Annotated in this window: 13 protein-coding genes; 6 read left to right on the forward strand and 7 right to left on the reverse strand. The window is 64.8% G+C overall.

Annotation, left to right across the window (positions count from 1 at the left end; genetic code table 11):
* Positions 1–1,752 carry a PglL family O-oligosaccharyltransferase gene (locus tag ACJ7Z0_RS15415; RefSeq protein WP_434790512.1) on the reverse strand — a complete coding sequence of 584 codons (1,752 nt, stop codon included), beginning with the start codon at positions 1,750–1,752 and terminating at the stop codon, positions 1–3.
* A gap of 159 nt (positions 1,753–1,911) precedes the next feature.
* Between ACJ7Z0_RS15415 and ACJ7Z0_RS15420 the strand changes: the two genes are divergently transcribed.
* The 6 genes from ACJ7Z0_RS15420 to ACJ7Z0_RS15445 are packed head-to-tail and all read left to right on the forward strand — an operon-like array spanning position 1,912 to position 9,505.
* A complete protein-coding gene (locus ACJ7Z0_RS15420; protein WP_434790513.1) occupies positions 1,912–2,412 on the forward strand; it encodes a type IV pilin protein in 501 nt (166 codons plus the stop codon).
* Entirely contained in the window at positions 2,370–3,029 is a 660-nt protein-coding gene (locus ACJ7Z0_RS15425; RefSeq protein ID WP_434790514.1) for a pilus assembly FimT family protein, read from the forward strand. The genes ACJ7Z0_RS15420 and ACJ7Z0_RS15425 overlap by 43 nt, the downstream gene beginning before the upstream one ends.
* Positions 3,026–3,439, forward strand: a complete 414-nt coding sequence (gene pilV / locus ACJ7Z0_RS15430; protein WP_434790515.1) for a type IV pilus modification protein PilV — start codon at positions 3,026–3,028, stop codon at positions 3,437–3,439. The genes ACJ7Z0_RS15425 and pilV overlap by 4 nt, the downstream gene beginning before the upstream one ends.
* The gene (locus ACJ7Z0_RS15435; protein ID WP_434790516.1) at positions 3,436–4,662 is read left to right on the forward strand and encodes a PilW family protein; all 1,227 of its coding nucleotides are present in this window, start codon (positions 3,436–3,438) and stop codon (positions 4,660–4,662) included. The genes pilV and ACJ7Z0_RS15435 overlap by 4 nt, the downstream gene beginning before the upstream one ends.
* Positions 4,659–5,303, forward strand: coding sequence for a pilus assembly PilX family protein (locus tag ACJ7Z0_RS15440; protein ID WP_434790517.1), 645 nt, complete (start codon positions 4,659–4,661; stop codon positions 5,301–5,303). Before ACJ7Z0_RS15435 ends, ACJ7Z0_RS15440 begins: the two co-directional genes overlap by 4 nt.
* 14 nt (positions 5,304–5,317) lie before the next feature.
* The gene (locus tag ACJ7Z0_RS15445) at positions 5,318–9,505 is read left to right on the forward strand and encodes a PilC/PilY family type IV pilus protein (RefSeq protein ID WP_434790518.1); all 4,188 of its coding nucleotides are present in this window, start codon (positions 5,318–5,320) and stop codon (positions 9,503–9,505) included.
* Between the two features lie 369 nt (positions 9,506–9,874).
* Here ACJ7Z0_RS15445 and ACJ7Z0_RS15450 read toward each other — a convergent pair whose 3' ends face one another.
* The 6 genes from ACJ7Z0_RS15450 to ACJ7Z0_RS15475 all read right to left on the reverse strand — a co-directional run bounded on the left by ACJ7Z0_RS15450 (position 9,875) and on the right by ACJ7Z0_RS15475 (position 15,989).
* On the reverse strand, positions 9,875–10,369 hold the full coding sequence (locus ACJ7Z0_RS15450; protein ID WP_434790519.1) for a pilin: 495 nt from the start codon (positions 10,367–10,369) through the stop codon (positions 9,875–9,877).
* Positions 10,370–10,536: 167 nt separating this feature from the next.
* A complete protein-coding gene (locus tag ACJ7Z0_RS15455; protein ID WP_434790520.1) occupies positions 10,537–11,391 on the reverse strand; it encodes a sterol desaturase family protein in 855 nt (284 codons plus the stop codon).
* Positions 11,392–11,454: 63 nt separating this feature from the next.
* A complete protein-coding gene (locus tag ACJ7Z0_RS15460) occupies positions 11,455–11,970 on the reverse strand; it encodes a pilin (protein ID WP_434790521.1) in 516 nt (171 codons plus the stop codon).
* 204 nt (positions 11,971–12,174) lie between these two features.
* The gene (locus tag ACJ7Z0_RS15465) at positions 12,175–12,978 is read right to left on the reverse strand and encodes a 3',5'-cyclic-nucleotide phosphodiesterase (protein WP_434792672.1); all 804 of its coding nucleotides are present in this window, start codon (positions 12,976–12,978) and stop codon (positions 12,175–12,177) included.
* A gap of 29 nt (positions 12,979–13,007) precedes the next feature.
* Positions 13,008–15,272 carry a CHASE2 domain-containing protein gene (locus ACJ7Z0_RS15470; protein ID WP_434790522.1) on the reverse strand — a complete coding sequence of 755 codons (2,265 nt, stop codon included), beginning with the start codon at positions 15,270–15,272 and terminating at the stop codon, positions 13,008–13,010.
* A gap of 63 nt (positions 15,273–15,335) precedes the next feature.
* Entirely contained in the window at positions 15,336–15,989 is a 654-nt protein-coding gene (locus tag ACJ7Z0_RS15475; protein WP_434790523.1) for an FHA domain-containing protein, read from the reverse strand.
* Positions 15,990–16,032 lie beyond the last annotated feature (43 nt).

Raw genomic sequence — 16,032 nt, forward strand, 5'->3', positions numbered from 1 at the left:
TCAAGGCATATCGGCCTCGACCGGCTGGCCCTTCAGCCAGCGCTCGTACTCATTCGGAAAGGCAATGCGGAAGCGTTCCGCCTGATCCTGGGCTTCATGGCCTCGGCCCATCAGTTCGGCGCTTTCGATCAGCTTGACGATCACGCGCGGCTCGGGTGAAAAGTGCAGCGTGCGCTCGGCCAGCGAATGCAGCGCGGCCGCGTTGGCGGGGGTCACCGCCGTGAGCGTCAGTTCCGCAAAACCCACCTGCCTTGCGAAGAGCCACGACCCCTTGGCCTTGGCCAGCGTGCTTTCTTCATAGGCCGGCAAGCGCTCGTCGCGCGGCAGATATATCTGGCTGATGCGGATGTAGTCCCACGTGGCATAGCCGACCATCGCCATCAACACGGCAGCCGCGGCGGAAGAGAACACAACCGGCTCCGCCCACCGGCCTTTGCCGAAGCGCTGCTGCCGCAGGGGCGATGAAGCGTGGCGCCTGGCGGGCCACAGCATTCCCAGGCACAGCCCGAACGCCAGCTGGAACGGCCCATACCAAAGCGGATATTCGAGCAGGCTGTGCAATGCAATGGCGCCCAGCATGCCCCACGCCATGAGCCGCGCCGGATCCCGCTCGCGCCAAGGTTTGGCCGCCAGCACCATCCAGATGAAGCCGCCGCAGATCAGCACCGACACCGGGATGCCCAGCTCCACGGCAAGGTGCAGCGGCAGGTTGTGCGCGTTGTCCAGGATCTCCGGGAACCGTGGCCCTTCGTACAGCGTGCTGTAGTGCGCGAAGCTCAGCTCGCCCCAGCCCCACCCCGCGAGCGGATGCTCGGCGATCAGCGTGAGCACATTGCGCCACAGGATGAACCGCGTGTGGTCGCCGGGCGCGCCCTCCTGCAGGCGCCGCATCATGCCTTCGACCTCGCCCGCCGCAAGCTGCGGCAGCACCCAGGCAATGGCGAAATAGACCGGAATCATGGCCAGCAGCACCCACGGCGGCGGCAAGCTGAAGAAGCGAACAACCTCCGCCGCACTTTCTTCGGACACGCCGCGGCGCTCCCGCCGCGCGATCAAGGCGGCCACGCCGACGATCGAAAGCAATTGCAGCAAGCCCGTGCGCGACGTGGACGCCGCCGCGGCCACCAGCAACAGCAAGGCCGCCGCCACCAGCCAGCGCCGCGCACGCACCGAAGGCTGCGTGGCGTAAATCCACAGCGCCGCCACCAGCGCCATGCTGATCAGCGTGGCGAACTGGTTGCGCTGGCGCAAGTTGCCGTAGGCCTGGCCCAGCGCGGGCGTGGTGGTCCAGGGCACCAGCGGCTCCGCCAGGCCGTAGTACTGGAGCAGGCCGAGCACGGCGCTGACCAAGCCAGCCACCAGGATGCCCACCGCCAGCGCCGCCGAAGCCGAAGGCCCGCCACGCGCCATGCCGACCCCGACGCAGGCCGAAACGGCCACGGCGCCCAGCGCCGCGACAGCTGGCAGCCACGAAGCGGCGGCGGCTTGCGAGGAGAAGAAAGAAGAAGACAGCACGATCGCCGCCGCTGCGGCCGCCAGCCAGAGCCAGACGCTCCGCGCCGGCGCGCCCGGACGAATCACCAGAACCATCGCCGCGAGGCAAACCCAGGTTGCAAACAGCTGCCAGGCCTGAACCGAGGGGCCCGCCACGAGCGGGCAGAGAAAGGGAAACGCGACCAGGCCGGCGCGCAGGGCGCCAAGGGCCTTCGATGGGAGGACGGCCACCTCGAGAGGTGCTGTGCGGGACGTCATCCGGTCGATTGTGCCGGCCGGGGGCCGGGTGAGCCGACGAATGGCTACGGGCGGGAGACGAGCGGTTTTGCAGAAAAACACAATTAGAGACATTCTTTGACAACTGTCTACAACTGCTGTCCGCCTCCCAAAAAGGGATTGCGGCCACGAAAGGTGTCAATGAAACAACAAGCGATTCCACGCGAAACCGTGGCAAATCGACACGGCTCTCGCGGCTTCACGCTGATCGAAATCATGATCACCGTGGTCATCATCGGCGTGCTGGCGGCCATTGCCATTCCCAGCTACCAGGACTACGTACGGCGTGGCTATGTGGTGGACGGCACCAATGCCCTGGCGACCATGCGTGCAGACATGGAGCGCTACTTCCAGGACAACCGGACCTACGCGACGACGCCGGGAGGTCTGGTTCCGCCCTGTGACGCCACTGTGGTCGCCAGCAAGCGCACCTTTGGCAATTTCGTCGTGACGTGTCCGGCGCCCAACGCGCCCACTGGGACCACCTATACGCTCAGGGCAGCAGGAAGCGGCCCAGCCAACGGCGCCATCTACACGATCAATCAGGAGAATGTGCGCGCTACGGTGGACATGCCTCCCGCGTGGGGCTGGACCAGGACATGCACCTCCTCCTGGATCGTGAAAAAGGGGCAGGCGTGCTGATGCAGCAGGGCTCCCATCGGCGCCAGAAGGCCTTCACCCTGGTCGAGCTGATCGTCACCGTCGCGATCATGGCGATCCTTGCCGCTCTCGCCACGCCCTCGATGATTGGGTGGGTGCGGAACAACAAGATCCGCACTGTCAGCGATTCGCTGCAGAACGGTCTGCGCCTCGCCCAAGCGGAAGCCACCCGCCGCAGCCGGCAGGTTGTCTTCTCGCTGACGAACGACAAACCCACTGCCAGCGGCTACACGGCTGCGACCAATGGCAGCAATTGGGCAATCAACACCGTGACGTTGATGACCGAGGGCGAAACCAGCGCATTCGTCGAGGCCGGAGTCCTGCGAGACGTCGGCTCGAACGTCGCGATCTCGGGGCCGGAGGCGATTTGCTTCAACTCGCTCGGGCGCCTTGTTCCGAATGCCTCGCCAGGCGTGACCAGCGCTGTTTGCGAATCGCCGCCGATGGCCGGGTATTCATACACCATTCAAATGAGCGATAGCGTCGAAGGCGATCGCCCGCTGCGAGTCACAGTCGCCCTGGGTGGGCAAGTCCGCCTGTGCGACCCGGCCAGAACCCTTTCGGACAGCCAGCCCGACGGCTGCCCCGCCGCGCCATGAAACGTACCCGCACCTCTTCTCGCCGCGGCCAAACCGGCGTTGCGCTGCTCGAAGTTCTGGTTTCAGTGCTGCTCTTCTCGCTGGGCGTGCTTGGCTTGATCGGTCTTCAGGCACGGGCGATCAACCTGTCGATCGATGCGGAAGACCGCAACCGCGCCGCCCTGATCGCCAACGACATCGCAGCAGCCATGTGGACCACTCGGACGGTGGCGATCGACGCCGCTGCCTGGACCACCCGCGCCAGCAACCCGCTGGCCGGCGGCCTGCCCGGGGGAAGCGTCGCGATCACTTCGGACGCCACGACCAACACCGCCGACATCGTCATCACCTGGACCCCCCCCCAGCGCGCAACAACCGGCGAACAGGCCAGCCGCCTCACCACGCGCGTCGCGCTGCCGCCCACCCCATGAACGCCCGCTCCATGCCCTTTGCCCGCGCCGCGCAGCGCGGCCTGACACTGATCGAATTGCTGGTGGCCATGGTCATCGGCCTGGTCGTGGTGCTCGCAGTGACCAGCGCCGTCACGTTCGGCGAGTCGCACAAGCGCAGCACCACCTCGACCAACGACATGAACCAGAGCGGCTCCTACGCCGTCTACAAAATCGACCGCCTGCTGCGAAGCGCCGGCTCCGGCTTCGCGCAGACCGGCACGCGCGGGATGTTCGGTTGCCGGCTGAGCGCCGCGCGCCTCATCGGCGGCACGGCCACCACAATCCTGCCGCGAACCGCATCCGCGTTTCCGGCGCCGTTCAACACGCTGCTCGGCGGTTCCGGGGCCGCCGCGGCGGGGAATCTGCGGCTGGCACCGTTCCTGATTGCCAAGGGCGCCTCCGGCGCTTCGGACACCCTCGTGGTCATGGGCGGCAACGCGGCGGCGGGCGACGTGCCGCGCCGTATCCGCTCCGGGATTCCGGGCAACGACAACCTGCGGCTGGACAACACCATCGGCCTGAGCAACGGCGACATCGGACTGGTGAGCAAAGAAGGCACGGCCGACTGCCTGCTCGAGCAGGTGAGTTCGACGAACGCGGAACTGGCAACGGCGGGGAACGAAGTGCTGGGGATGGGAGGGCGCTACTTCACATCGACCGGCGCCACCACGTCGCTTGCCACGCTCGCGGCGGACGGCACGGCGCTCTTTTCGCCGCTCGGCAATGTGGGTGCCAACAACCTGCAGTTCCAGCTGGTCGGCGTGAACGCCAATCGCACGCTCGTCGCCTACGACCTGCTGCGGGCGGCCGGCACCGGCAGCGACGAGGGCACCGACGCATCGGCCATGCAGGCGCTGGCCGACGGCGTCGTCGCCCTGTATGCGGTGTACGGTGTCGACACCGACAGCAACGGCGTCGTCGACACATGGATCGACCCTGCCGCCACGGGTTATGCGATTGGCACGCTCATGCTCGCGCCCGACACCATGCGCCACATCGTGGCGGCGCGCGTTGCGCTGGTCATGAAAAGCAGCCTGTTCGAGAAGGAACCCGTCACGGCGGGCAGCCTGACCGTCTTCAGCGACCTCCCGACGGATCGCCAGCGCACGCTGACCATCGCGACTTCCGACCGGAACTTCCGCTACCGCGTCATCGACACCACCATTCCGCTTCGCAACATGCTGTTGCTGCCTTTCCCATGAAGACACTTTTCAAGATACACGGGCCGGCGCGCGAGCGCGGCGTGGTGCTGCTGTTCTGCCTGATCATCCTCGTGGTGCTGCTCGCCGGCGGCGTGGCGGTCATGCGGTCGATGGACACCTCGCTGGTCGGGGCCGGCAACCTCGCCTTCAAGCGCGACCTGGTCAACCAGGGCGAACTCGCAATCGCGAAGGCGATGCGGGAGTTCCAGGCCAGCGGCGCGCTCGCTGCGACGGGAGCGACCTCCAGCAGCCTGCCCGGGGCGAACTACAGTGCGATCCAGCTCGTTGCCAATGCCCAAGGCATCCCGGAGGTGCTGCTCAAGAAGACCACGCTGACCGGACCCGATGTGGTGGGCAACACCTTCGCGCCAACCGGCACCCCCATATCGGGCAGCGGCGGGGTCACCGTGCGCTATGTGATCGACCGCATGTGCAACGCCACCGGCGCGTTCTCGACCATCGGCAAGAGCGGCTGCGTCTACACCCCGTCGACCACCGAAACGCTGGGTGGCGACCAGAGCCAGCTGAGCACGCCCGGCCCGTCCATTCCCAGTCCGCCCATCTACCGCGTCTCGGTTCGCGTCGATGGTCCGCGCGACACGCAGGCGTTCCTGCAAGCCTCCTTCACCAAGCCCGAATAGGGCACAGGCGAGTCATGAAAACAAGAATTCGTTCGTCCGTTCGCGCGGTGTGCCGCGCCGGCATCGCCACCGGCCTGGCGCTCGGCAGCGCCATGTTCGCGTCCGCGATCCCGCTCGCCAACCAGCCCGTGTTCTCGACCTCGGAGGTTCCAGGCAACCTGGCACTGGCGCTGTCGGTGGAATGGCCCACGGCATCACGCACGGCCCACGTCGGCGACTACTCCAGCAACACCAACTACCTGGGCTACTTCGATCCGGGCAAGTGCTACCTGTACCAGGTCGACGCCACCGCCAACGGCGTCAGCACGACCGACAAGGGCGACTCCAGCTACTTCTACCCGGCCGGCGCCGCCACCAATCGCACCTGCACGGGCGACAACGACGACAAGTGGAGCGGCAACTTCCTGAACTGGGCCTCCACCGCCACCATCGACCCCTTCCGCTGGGCCATGACCGGCGGAAGGCGCGTGGTCGACACGGCCACCACCACCATCCTCGAGAAGGCCTGGCACGGCAACCGCAGCCTCTTTCCGGACCGCAACCTCACGGCATCGGCCATCGCAGGCGCCACCCCCTTCAACAGTGCCACCGCACTGGGCGTGAGCATCACCAACCGCGGCTTCAAGATGCGCATGACTGCCACGGGCGGCGGCACCCGCACGATGTCGGCGCAGTACTTCAACAACATCAGTCTTACCAATCCCCGGTTCGCCCTCGTCGATACGGACACCGCCGACCACGATTGGGGCAACGGCAGCCCCGTGACCGGAATGAATGCCGACAACTTTTCGGCGCGCTTCAACGGGACCTATACGGCGCCCGAGACCGGCAACTACACGTTCCGCACCATCAGTGACGACGGCGTGCGGCTCTGGGTCAAGACCGGCAACGGCAACAATTTCGGCAACAGCGACCTCCGGATCGACAACTGGACGGATCACGGTCCGACCACCAACGATTCTGCGACCATCGCTCTCACGGCGGGTCAGGAGTTCCGCGTGCAGATCGAGTACTACGAGCGGGGCGGCGGCGCGGTGATGCAGTTCCATTGGCGCACGCCCTCGTCGACCGCCTTCACGCCGTTCTCCGTGACCGGGCCGGTCGATGGCGACTTCACGATGCGCGTGAAGGTATGCGACCCCTCGGCCGCAGCCGGTGGACTCGAGGCCAACTGCAAGGCCTACGGCACCAACTACAAGCCCGAAGGACTGATCCAGAAGTACGCCGACAAGATGCGCTTCAGCGCCTTCGGCTACCTGAACGACAGCAGTGACCAGCGCGACGGCGGCGTGCTGCGCGCCAGGCAGAAATTCGTCGGGCCGACCGCGCCGACCCCCGGCCAGGCGCCCTCGGCCAACGCGAACAAGGAGTGGAGCGAGACCGACGGCACTTTCATCGGCAATCCCGACGCCGCCGATGCGACCGCGACCACGACGGCGACCGGCGTGGCCATCGCGGACAGCGGCGTGATGAACTACCTGAACAAGTTCGGCCAGATCCTTCCGGGCGACTACAAGAACTACGACCCTGTCAGCGAGCTGTACTACGCAGTCATGCGGTATTACAAAAACCTCGGCAACGTCGCGGGCTGGAGCTCGATGGGCACTGCCGACGCCCCCACGAAGACCAGTTGGGTCGACGGTTTCCCCGTGATCACCAACTGGGGCGACCCGATCCAGTATTCGTGCCAGCGCAACTTCGTGCTGGGCATCGGCGACATCTACACCCACGTCGACAAGAACGTGGCCGGCAACACCACCTACCGCACCCGCGAGCCGGCCATGCAGACCGAGGTGGAGAACGACAACACCGTCAATGCGGTCACGGCCACCAACCGCGTCGGTGCGCTGCAGGGCCTGGGCGACCTCGGCAACTCCAACGACTACAGCGGTCGCAACAACTCCGCCTACATCGCGGGCCTTGCCTTCGACGCCAACACCAAGGACATCCGTCCCGACGTGGCGGGACAGGCCAACACCATCGGCAAGCAGACGGTCAGCACCTACTGGGTGGACGTGCTTGAGCAGCCCTTCCAATACAACAACCAGTTCTACCTTGCTGCCAAGTTCGGCGGACTGGACCAGAAGAAGCTGCCAGCCGACTTCGACCCCTACACCTTCGCTGGCACCATTCCGCTGGACTGGTGGTCCACCAGCGGCGAGACGCTGACCGACGCACGCGCCGCGAACCTGACGCAGCCGCGTCCCGACAACTACTTTGCCGCAGGCCAGCCCGACACGCTGGTCCGCGGCCTGACGCAAGCCTTCGAACGCATCGTGAACGCCATTCAGGCGTACACCACCTCGTTCTCGCTCTCGGCCCTGCAGGTTTCGGCCACGGGCTCGGCTTCGTATGCCTCGCAGTACGACGCCCAGGACTGGACCGGCGTGGTGAGCGCGAGCAGCATCAGCTTTGCCGCCGACGGCACGCCCTCGCTCACGGCGGCATGGACCAGCACCGACAAGCTCGCGACGCAGTTCGCCGGCACGGGCTGGAACACCAACCGGCGCATCGCCACCTGGAACGGCACGGCCGGCGTGCCCTTCCGCATCGGAAGCCTCACCACCGGAACGGGCAGCCAGGCGGCCGCGCTCGACACGCTCTACGTCACCGGCGACGACAGCGCCAACTACCTGAATTACCTGCGCGGCGATCGCAGCCAGGAGAAGACGGCGATCGATGGAACCAAGCCCTACCGGCTTCGCAGCAAGCTGCTCGGCGACATCGTCAACGCGAAGGTGAAGCCCGTGGGCCCGCCCGCATCGAGCTACTCCGACGCTGTGAACCGCGGCTACGCCGCCTTCAAGACGGCCAAGGCCACGCGCCCCACGATGGTCTACGCGGCCGCGAACGACGGCATGCTGCATGCATTCCGCGGCGAACTCACCGGCACCAGCGCCGGCCTCGAACAGTTTGCCTACGTGCCGAACGCGCTCTTCAACGGCCCCAGCAACCCGACCACGCCGGCCGCGGACGGCCTGGCCCAGCTGGGCAACCCGAACTACCTGCACAAGTACTACGTCGACGCGACGCCCGAGGTGGTCGACGTCGACTTCGACCGCGCCGGCGGCACCTTCGCGGCCACCGGCTCGGACTGGCGTTCGCTGCTGGTTGGCGGCCTTGGCAAGGGCGGCAAGAGCTTCTACGCCATCGATGTGACCGATCCGGCCACGATGACCGATGAAACCATCGTTGCAAGCAAGGTGCTGTGGGAGTTCACCGATGCGGACATGGGCTTCAGCTACGGCGCGCCCCTGGTCCTCAAGACCAAGCGCTATGGCTGGGTGGTGGTGCTGACCTCCGGCTATCACAACGACACCAGCAACCACAACGGCTACCTCTACCTCGTGCATCCGGAAACCGGCGCACTGCTGCAGAAGATAAGCACCGGCGCGACGGCCAACGGCATGACCCACGCCACGGCCTTCATCCCCGACCTGACCGACGGCACGGCCGACGCGATCTACGTCGGCGACCTCAACGGCCAGCTCTGGCGCTTCGACGTGACCGCGCCCGCGGGCACGACCACGGACTACCCGGCACCGACCAAGATCGCCCTCTTCACCGATGGCGCCACCACCCCGAGAGCCCAGCCCATCACCTCGCGCCCACTGGTGCAGATTCAGCCCACGACCCGCAAGCGCTACGTGATGGTCGGCACCGGCCAGTTGCTCGATGCGAGCGACATCAACTCCGGCGCGACGCAGAGTTTCTATGCCGTCATCGACGGAACCGCCACCGCCTTCAAGCCGGCCGACAGCACCATGCCGGTGACACGCAGCGCGCTCACCGCTGTCACCAACCTCGTGAGCGGCACCGTCGTTCCGACCGATTCGCGCGGCTGGTACCTCGATCTAGGCACGGAAGGCGGCATCGGGCTTCGCTTGGTGGCGAGCCCGACCGCCTTCAACGGCATCGTGGCGTTCTCGTCGCTGCTCACCAGTGGCGATGCCTGCAGCCCCTCGGGCCAGAGCCGGATCTACGCCATCGACTTCAACACCGGCCGCACAGCGCTGGCCAGCGGCGCCGCGTTCGTGCAGTCCACCACCGCGATCACCGACCTCAAGTTCGTGGGCGTCGACGGCACCGTGCGCCTGATCTCCGGCGACGTGCGCGGCAACCTGGACAAGATCGGCTTCAGGCCGCCGGCTGGTACCACGCTGCGGCTGCTGAACTGGCGGGAAGTGCCGACGGCGGATTGATCGACTAGCTAGTTGGTCGAAGCGCACCCTGGTACGAGATCGATCTTTGAAAGCGCTGCCAGAGTACCTCTGTGTAGCGCTTTTTTTTGCGAGGCCTTGGTGTTCAGATGCTCAGGCTTGCCACCCGTATGCGAGCGACAAGGAAAGGCGCAACCCGATCATGTGTAACGAGTGATGCGGGGGTAGCCCCCGCTGCGCAATTTGGGCTCAAGCAGTCTGAACGGCGTTGGACTGCAATCTACCAGCGGGGGCCGCGCTCTCAACTCGACTTGCCGACCGCGTGATGGCAAATGGCGACATCGAAGATGTCATCAACGCAACTGAATGCTCATCGAGCAGCACTGAGTGCTTGTTCGATCAGGTTCGATGTCATGAGCATTGCGGCGATTTGAACGACGCAGGCACACTGCTGAGACATGTCCAATTTCCTGCCGCGTTGCGCTGCCAAGTTAATGTTTGGCCTGCGAGCACGGTAGCGGCCGAATTTCCAAAAGTAGCAGTCATCACTGCGACCTGATCGCCTGCGGCAGGAAAAGTCACAGCCGGCACTCCGGCGCCGGCGGGGAGCTCTGACAACGAAGGAGCGGCGCCGTTCGCTGCGGGCATGGTCATGAGCGAAGAGCCCGCGGCGCCAGGGTCGCATTGCGAAGCTCCCACGCCTACACTCGTACGCCCCTCGATGACGCAGGTTTCAACTATCGTCCGCAAGGCGGCGACTTCCGACATGACGCGAGTTACTTGAACGCGCGATACGTATGTCTGATATTGCGGTAGTGCGATGCTTGCGAGCACGCCAATCACCGCCGCAACGATCATTAGTTCGATCAACGTGAATCCCTGATCTTTTCCCAATCTCTTCTTCATGCGTTCTCTCCTCAGTTGGAAGATTACATTGCAGGTCGCATGCCAAGATGCGGAGACCGGGCCTCCTGACGTCTTGTGCTTGATGATCGTTCAGGCGAAAGAGTGTCTGAGCCTAGCGCATAGATCGCGTTTAATGCCCTCAAAATACGGGACTCGGAGGGATCAGATCAATTCCGCGCCGAAAGCGCAGATCGTCGCAATTCGCAAATTTTCTGCCAAAGGTCCGTAAATGGGAGGAGCATCTGGGATAGATACTCCGTATGGTCGACCCCCTCTACACCGAGCTTTTCGTTGCAAGGCCCAGGAACATAGAAAGTTCTGAAAGCGCGGTCGAAAACGCTGAACACAGTAGCGTAGTTGCTATACATGCCTTGTCCCGCGCGAACGTGATGCCATCGGTGCATTGCCGGCGAGACTAACAACCAGCCGGCAATTCCGAGCGTCCAAGGCCTATTTATGTGAACAAACATTCCATAAAAATGTCGAACTGAACCAGCAAACGCGATTGCCCAAAGCGGAAATCCGAGAAGAAATAAAACACCGTAATCTATAACAGCAGTCGAAACCCGATTGATCGGATGAAATCTAAACAATGTGAACCAAGTCATTTCCTCGTCGCTGTGATGGAGCGAATGAGCTGACCAGAGTATAGGAGAGTGTTCAAGCCGGTGACGCCAATATCCGACGAAATCACCGGTTGCAATACAAATCATGCCGGCCATCCACACCGGCATAGCATCCAGCGTGGGGGCAAAGAATATCAACCCCCTTGAGTCTAGCACCCGATAAATAACGCCGACCAGCACGGAGATTGGCGCCGCCACAATCAAAGCGTCAACGAAATACACCATCAGATTGACTCGAAGACTCGAAGGGCGCAGTCTTCGTAGCTCATCCCGCCAATTGCACTTGTTAATCAAAATGGCGATTAGTACTCCGCCCGTCGTCAAAAGGATGAGTTCTTTTACACAATCCCATTGGTACCATAGCGTATTAAGGATTGACTCAATCGATTCGTTCATTTACACCCCACCGTAGCAACGAAAAAGCCGCCCGAAGGCGGCCTCTTGTGACGTAAATGTAAATTACGGCGAGGCAGCGACGGCAGCGCCGCAGGCAGCCGTGTTGTACTTGACATCAGCGGTGCTGGTGCAAGTCCACGTGCCGTTGGCATCACGGTTCCAGGTGATTGCCTTCGCGGTGCCGGCCGTCAGCGTGTTAGCGGCCTTGTTGCCGAAGGTACCCAGGATCGAAGCCGTGCCGGCAGAAGCGGTGATCGTCACCACTGGATAGCCTGCGCCGGTCACAGTCGGAGCGCCAGCTTGCGCAGTACCGGAGAGGATGCTCGAAGCGGTAGCACCAGGATTGCACTCGCCAGCAGCTGCACCGATGGTGGTCCGGCCGTTGTTCATGCAGTCTTCGATAGCAGTCTTGATGGCGCCAGTTTCGCCAACAGCGCGCGAGACCTGCGACTTGGCGATGTACGTTTGGTACTGGGGGATAGCAATAGCAGCCAAGATACCGATGATCGCCACAACGATCATCAGTTCGATAAGGGTGAAACCCTTTTGCACGTTGCGTGCGATCAAACGACGGTTCATTCAAAAACTCCAGGTTGGTTGGTAGAGCCCGGGAACCAGCCCGGAGCGCAGTTTCTTCCGCAGCATCTGTGCCACCCGTCCGGGAGGCCACTTCGCCATGGAAATGAACACTTTTGTTAACACTAAATTTACATCAAGTGACACATTCCGCTCCGAGATGCTACAGAACGTGACAATTTTGTCATGCCCGGTCGTCCGCCGGACTCAAAAAGTCAATACTCCGTCCGCCTTAAGCCACCGAATGTCCCGCTGCGCCAAGCCGGCCACCTGATGCCCCACCAGCGCGTCGATCTGGTTCATGATTTCTTCGGTTTCGGCGGGCTTGGTGTGGGTGATGTAGATCGGGTATTTCCTGCCTGGCTCGATGTGCGCCAGCTCGTCGGCCAGCACCTTGGGTGACAGGTGGAGGCTGCGGTCGGCCAGGGCCTGCTCGCGGTTGCTGAAGGCGGTTTCTATGACGAGCATGGCCACGTCCAGCGCGTTGACGCGGTCCCAGAAGGGGGCGTTGCGCTCGGTGTCGCCTGAAAAGACCCAGTTCGCACCGCCTTCGGCGCGGCTCACGGCAAAGCCGCAGGCGGGCACGGTGTGCACGGCGGGCAGCACTTCGACGCGCTTGGGCGTGGCGCTGCCCAGTTGCAGGGTCTGGCCGACGGCGATGTCGTGAAAACTCACGAAGGGGGCTTCGGGGCTGGGAATGCTCTCGAAATCGGGCCAGATGACGTTGTTGAACACATGGGCGCGCAGCGCCTCGATGGTGGCGCGCAGGGCGTGCACGCGCAGCGGGCGGGTGCGGCGGCCGCCCACGGCGTCGAGCATGAGAGGGAGCGCGGCAATGTGGTCGAGGTGGCAGTGGGTGAGCACCACGTCGTCGATGCGGGCCATCTCGTCGAGCGTGAGGTCGCCCACGCCGGTGCCCGCATCAACGAGCAGGTCGGTGTCGACGAGGAACGAGGTGGTGCGGCAGTCCTTGGCAATGGCACCCGAGCAGCCCAGCACGCGAACCTGCATTGAGAAAGACCCCCCGCTTGTGTTTGTGGTCATTTGGTTTCAAACCGGGTTGCGCCGTCCCATTCGGGGTCTTGAGGCCGCAACGCCATCGAGGCTAATCGCTGGGCGTAGAGCTGGTAAAGGACTTTTTTGGCATCTGCGGCGAGCAATGGGTCCAGCAGGGTCCGGCCCATCGCCCAGTCCTGGCGGCGGTAGGCGTCAAGTACCTGCGCCCAGCGCTGCAAGTGCTGGGATCGCTGCTCGGCCGCGGGGCCTTGGGCTTGTTCGGTGTCGGCGGCCAGGGGCGTGAAGACGGCAACGGCCTGTGCCTTGCCCTTGACGAGCACGCTGTCGAGCTCCTGCCAGAGGCAGCGGGGCGCGAGTTCGCGGGTGGCGCCGCTGGCGACGATCTCCACGCCGTAGTGCGCGCTGAGGCCCTCGAGGCGCGACGCGAGATTGACCGCATCGCCAACCACGGTATAGCTGCGCCGTGCCACGGAGCCCATGTCGCCCACGCACATGACGCCGCTGTTGATGCCGATGCCCACGCTGATTTCGGGGCGCCCGACGGCGCGCTGGGCCTGGTTGATGTCGCGCACGGTGTGCGCCATTTCGAGCGCGGCCCGCACGGCCAGCGTGGCGTGGTCGGGGGTGTCGACGGGCGCGCCCCAGAAGGCCATGACGCAGTCGCCCATGTATTTGTCGACGGTGCCGCGGTGCGCGCTGATGACATTGGTGAGGCGGCTGAACAGGGTGTTCAAAAAGGCCTGGAGCTCGGCCGGTGCCATCTGCTCCGACAGCCTGGTAAAGCCGCGCATGTCGCAGAACATGACGGTCATCTGCTTGCTCTCGGCATGCATGCTGTAGCGGCCGGGGTCCCTGAGCATTTCGTCGACCAGCTGCGGCGGCACGTAGGTGCCGAAGAGCCGCACCAGCCCACGGCGCGCGCGGGACTCGATGAAGTAACCCCAGCCCATGTTGAGCACGAAGGCCAGCGCCGCCATGGCCAGGGACGTGGCCAGCGGCAGCACAAGGCCGTGGCCTAGGTAAAGCCAGGCGTTTGCGCCGACCAGCGCAGCCACGGTGGCAATGCCCAGCAGAAGGGCGCGCGTGGCTGGCAGCAGCGAGAGGCCCAGCGCCAGCACCAGGCCCGCGGCCAAGAGGCTCAGCACTTCGTAGCCGGCGGCGTAGTCGGGCACCGCGAGCAGGCGGTGGTCGAGCATGGCCGACACGACGTTGGCGTGCACCTCCACACCTGGAAAACCGGCACCCACGGGCGTGACGCGCAGGTCTTGCAGGCCAGGCGCAGTGGCGCCGACGAGCACGATCCTGTCTTTCAGCTCGCCTGGTGCGAGCCGGCCTTCGAGCACGTCGGCGGCGGCCACGTAGCGGAACGAGCCGCCATTCGCGCCGCCGGGGCCGCGAAACGGCACCTGCATGCTGGCGGTTTCGTCGACCGGCACGCGCAGGCGGCCCACCAGCAGGGATTGGAGCCGGGGCACGGCGCCACCGGAGGCAAAGGCCGGCAGCACAGGCGGGCCGCCGTTGGCCAGCCGGTAGACGGCGAGACCGAGCGATTCGTAGTAGCCGGACCGCGCCGCATCGCCTTCGTAGCGCGCAATGAGGGGTGCGGCGCGGATGGCGCCATCGCCCGTCGACGAGACCAGTGTGTTGACGAACCCCGACGCAGGCGCGGCGGCGGCCAGCACGGGCAGGTTGGCGCCAAAGCCGTTCCAGGCCGTTGCGTAGCCGTGGCCCGGCGGAAATGCCTCGGGCTGGAGCAACGGAGCCGCGGGCAACTGGCCTTTCGCGCTCGGCTTTTCGGTGCGGGTGAAGTAGTAGCCGAGCGCCACGCGCCGGCCTTCGAGCGCGCGGGCAAAGGTGGCGTCGTTGTCGAGCGCGGGTGCGAGCCGTTCGATGCCCGTGGCAAGGCCGGGCATGTCGCGCAGCGGCCCGCTTGCGATCTGGCGCAGCTTGTCGAGGCCGGAGCTCCGGTCGGGCTCGATGAACATCACGTCGAAGCCCAGCACCGCCACCTGCTGGCGCCCGATGAGCTCTTCCGTGAGCCGCGCCAACTTGTCGCGCGCCCAGGGCCACTGGCCTTGCCGCGCCAGGCTGGCATCGTCCACATCGACGATCACCACGCGCGGGTCGAGCGTGCGCGGCATGGTGGCGCGCAGGCGGGCGTCGTAGAGCAGGTGGTCGAGCCGATCGATCGCGCCGAGGCGCCAGGCGCCCGTGGAGTGGGCAAGCGCCAGCAAGACCGGCAGCAAGGTGATGGCTATGCGCGGCCAATGCCGCTTCAGCGCTTTCATGGCGTCGCACGCACGCGGGCCGCGCTGTGGAAAAGAGAAGAAAAACCGAAGAAAAAGAAAGCGTCAGACCCGCACGAACTGCATGCGCGTGGCGCCGCCGAGTTCCAGCACGTCGCGCTCCTGCAAGTCCACGGCGTCGGTGCCCAGCGGGGCGCCGTTGAGCGTGACCCCGCCCATGACGCTGGCGGCCACGTAGCCTTGCCGGCGGCGCGTGACAACCGCCACGGCAACGCCCGGCTTGCCGACGGTGGTGACCACCTTCTGCAGCGGCACGTCCTGGCCCTCGTTGGCACCGGCAAGAACGCGCAGCACCGGCACGCCAAGCTCGATGAGCGCGCCGGATTCGGTCGGTGCGGAAGACAAGGGAATGGAATCCACGAAGTCGCCGGTCGTGTCGGTGTGCGCCGCGCCGCCGCCAACCGCCAGGTGGCTGTCGGCGCGGAACTTGATGCGGCAGCCGCCCAGTTCGATGATGTCGTAGTCCTTGAGCACCTGCTTCTGGACGACGAGTGCATTGACGTAGGTGCCGTTGGTGCTGTTGAGGTCTTCAATTTCGACTTGGCCGTCGCGCATGTGCACCACGGCATGCTCGCCGCTGACCGCGAGATTGTCGATCACGATGTCGTTGTAGGCGCGTCGGCCCAGCGTCGTCCGGTCTTTGGCGAGAGCCAGTTGCCCGATGACAACACCATCGATCGAAATGATCATTTTCGGCATTGCCGATACCCCGATTAGCAGAATTTGATCGACCGCAAGCGGC

Source organism: Variovorax palleresanus, from assembly GCF_051144945.1.
In the GTDB taxonomy this organism is placed as follows: Bacteria; Pseudomonadota; Gammaproteobacteria; order Burkholderiales; family Burkholderiaceae_C; genus Variovorax; species Variovorax paradoxus_S.

Coding starts and splice junctions, on each gene's coding strand:
- ACJ7Z0_RS15415 (WP_434790512.1), bottom strand. CDS start 1,752: ATGACGTCCCGCACAGCACCTCTCGAGGTGGCCGTCCTCCCATCGAAG.
- ACJ7Z0_RS15420 (WP_434790513.1), top strand. CDS start 1,912: ATGAAACAACAAGCGATTCCACGCGAAACCGTGGCAAATCGACACGGC.
- ACJ7Z0_RS15425 (WP_434790514.1), top strand. CDS start 2,370: ATGCACCTCCTCCTGGATCGTGAAAAAGGGGCAGGCGTGCTGATGCAG.
- pilV (WP_434790515.1), top strand. CDS start 3,026: ATGAAACGTACCCGCACCTCTTCTCGCCGCGGCCAAACCGGCGTTGCG.
- ACJ7Z0_RS15435 (WP_434790516.1), top strand. CDS start 3,436: ATGAACGCCCGCTCCATGCCCTTTGCCCGCGCCGCGCAGCGCGGCCTG.
- ACJ7Z0_RS15440 (WP_434790517.1), top strand. CDS start 4,659: ATGAAGACACTTTTCAAGATACACGGGCCGGCGCGCGAGCGCGGCGTG.
- ACJ7Z0_RS15445 (WP_434790518.1), top strand. CDS start 5,318: ATGAAAACAAGAATTCGTTCGTCCGTTCGCGCGGTGTGCCGCGCCGGC.
- ACJ7Z0_RS15450 (WP_434790519.1), bottom strand. CDS start 10,369: ATGAAGAAGAGATTGGGAAAAGATCAGGGATTCACGTTGATCGAACTA.
- ACJ7Z0_RS15455 (WP_434790520.1), bottom strand. CDS start 11,391: ATGAACGAATCGATTGAGTCAATCCTTAATACGCTATGGTACCAATGG.
- ACJ7Z0_RS15460 (WP_434790521.1), bottom strand. CDS start 11,970: ATGAACCGTCGTTTGATCGCACGCAACGTGCAAAAGGGTTTCACCCTT.
- ACJ7Z0_RS15465 (WP_434792672.1), bottom strand. CDS start 12,978: ATGCAGGTTCGCGTGCTGGGCTGCTCGGGTGCCATTGCCAAGGACTGC.
- ACJ7Z0_RS15470 (WP_434790522.1), bottom strand. CDS start 15,272: ATGAAAGCGCTGAAGCGGCATTGGCCGCGCATAGCCATCACCTTGCTG.
- ACJ7Z0_RS15475 (WP_434790523.1), bottom strand. CDS start 15,989: ATGCCGAAAATGATCATTTCGATCGATGGTGTTGTCATCGGGCAACTG.